This is a genomic window from Clostridium sp. UBA2485, assembly GCF_002341865.1.
In the GTDB taxonomy this organism is placed as follows: domain Bacteria; phylum Bacillota; class Clostridia; order Clostridiales; family Clostridiaceae; genus Clostridium_J.
Genome location: NZ_DDOV01000105.1, coordinates 281 through 2,747, shown reverse-complemented (window position 1 = coordinate 2,747; position 2,467 = coordinate 281). Strand labels below are relative to the sequence as shown.

Below are 2,467 nucleotides of genomic sequence, written 5' to 3'. Positions count from 1 at the left end.
TAAGCGCCCATGCTGGGCGCACAAATAAAAGAGACTACTTTTAAGAATAGTCTCTTTGTATTTTAATTAAGCATCTTTCTTTATTTCTGAAATTATTTTATTAACTATATCACTAGGAACTTCTTCATATCTTTCAAATCTACTTCTAAAACTTCCTCGTGCACCTGTCAAAGATCTTAAATCATTAGCATAATTATAAAGTTCAGCCTGTGGAACTTCTCCTACAATTTTTTGCCCCTTTTCAAAAGGTTCCATTCCAAGAATTCTTCCTCTTTTCTTATTGATGTCAGCAATTACATCTCCCATATAGTCATCTGGAATCATAATTTCTATATGCATAACCGGTTCTAGTAATACAGGTTGAGCTTCTTGTAATCCCTTTTTAAAAGCTAAAGATGCTGCAATCTTAAATGCCATCTCTGAAGAATCCACAGGATGGAAAGAACCATCGTGAAGAGTAGCTCTTAATCTAATAACAGGATATCCTACTAAAACTCCATGTTGAATGCAATCTCTTAATCCTTTTTCAACGGCTGGAATATACTGTCTTGGAACAACTCCACCTACTACTGCATCAACAAATTCTAATTCTTCCTCTCCATCAGTTCTAGGTTCAAATTTAATCTTAACATCACCATATTGGCCGTGTCCTCCAGATTGTTTTTTATGCTTACCTTGTGCATCAGAGAACTTTTTGATAGTCTCTCTATAAGGTATTTTAGGTATTTCAAGCGAAACATCAACACCAAATTTTGATTTTAATTTACTTACTATAACATCTAAATGGGTTGTACCTAATCCTGATATTATAGTTTCAGCATTTTCAACATCTCTGGATATAGAAAAAGTCGAATCTTCTTCTAGTAGCTTTGATAATCCATTAGATATTTTATCTTCATCACCTTTAGCCTTAGTAGCTATAGCTCTTGAATACATAGGAATTGGGAACTCTATAGAATCAAAAATTATAGGTCTTTCTTGCGAGCAAAGAGTATCTCCAGTATTAGTATAATTGAGTTTAGCAACAGCACCTATATCTCCTGCTTTAACCTCCGTAGTAGCATATTGTTGTTTTCCTTTTAAAAAATATAAGGTTCCAATCTTCTCATCTTTTTCTTTATTAGAATTATAAACAACAGTATCAGATTTAGCACTTCCTGTAATTACTCTAAACATTGAAAGCTTACCTACAAAAGGATCTGCAATAGTTTTAAATACTAATGCTGAAAGCGGCTCCTCTTCATCTATTTTAATATTTGTATAACTATTATTCTTTAAATCTTTTGCCATGTATAGAGTGGTATAAATTGGAGATGGAAAACACTCTACTATATCTTCAAGCAATGTGTCTATACCTATGCAATTTAGTGCAGAACCACACATTATTGGAGCTATTTCTCCCATTGAAGCTCCTTTTATTAACCCATTGTAAATTTCTTCCTCACTTAAATGTCCATCATTAAAGTATTTATCTAATAAAACTTCATCAATTTCTGCAACGGCTTCCATAACCATTTGCCTACATTCATCAATTTTTTCTATTAACTCTACAGGTATTTCAGCATCTTCCATTTTTTGAGTTTTAGAATTGAATAATCTTGCTCTTTTTGAAATAACATTAATAACACCTCTAAAGTTATTTTCAGAGCCTATAGGGTATTGGATAGGTACAACTGACATACCAAATTTATTTTTTAATTGGTCTAAAACTTTTTCAAAATTACTATTTTCTCTATCTAATTTATTTATAAAAAAGGCTCTAGGTAATCTCTGCTTTTCAGCATAATCCCAAGCTTTTTCTGTTCCGACTTCAATGCCTGATACTCCACATACAGCTATCATAGCCATATCTACTGCGTTTAAACCTTCTATCATTTCTCCAACGAAATCAAAATATCCTGGAGTATCTACTAAATTTATTTTTACCTGTTTCCATTTACAAAGTGCTACTGAAGTTGATATTGATACTTTTCTTTTTTTCTCTTCAGCATCATAATCACTAATTGTAGTTCCATCTTCAACCTTGCCGAGCCTATCTGCTGCACCAGTATAATATAATATTGCTTCCATTAAACTTGTTTTTCCAGAGCCACTATGCCCTATAATTCCAACATTTCTAAGATTATTAATTTTATACTCTTTCATGTGCTATACCTCCCATTTTCTCTTTCAGATTATCCAATATAATTTATATATTCTATATTTTGGCGATTTTCCCTCTAATTTTTTATAATATTCCAAATATTTAAAATATATTTACATTTTTGAGGAAAAATATATAAAATTAATCAGATTCAATTTTCAAATTATCAACAAATTGTTAATAACTTTAATAAAAGTGTTATTAATTAATTACTCACATAAAAAAGTATATTTAAGATTCAGTCTAGTTATTCTTAAAAATAAAAAAACAGCTCTTTTGAGCTGTAATTTATACAAAAAAATAAAATGGCTCCGCGAAGAGGAT

1 protein-coding gene is annotated in these 2,467 nt (G+C 30.8%); it reads right to left on the bottom strand.

The features are described from left to right. Nucleotides 1-66 precede the first annotated feature (66 nt). Nucleotides 67-2,145: an elongation factor G gene (gene fusA, locus B3603_RS19525; RefSeq protein WP_291568056.1), complete on the bottom strand. Its 2,079-nt coding sequence runs from the start codon at nt 2,143-2,145 to the stop codon at nt 67-69. Between the last annotated feature and the right edge of the window lie 322 nt (nt 2,146-2,467).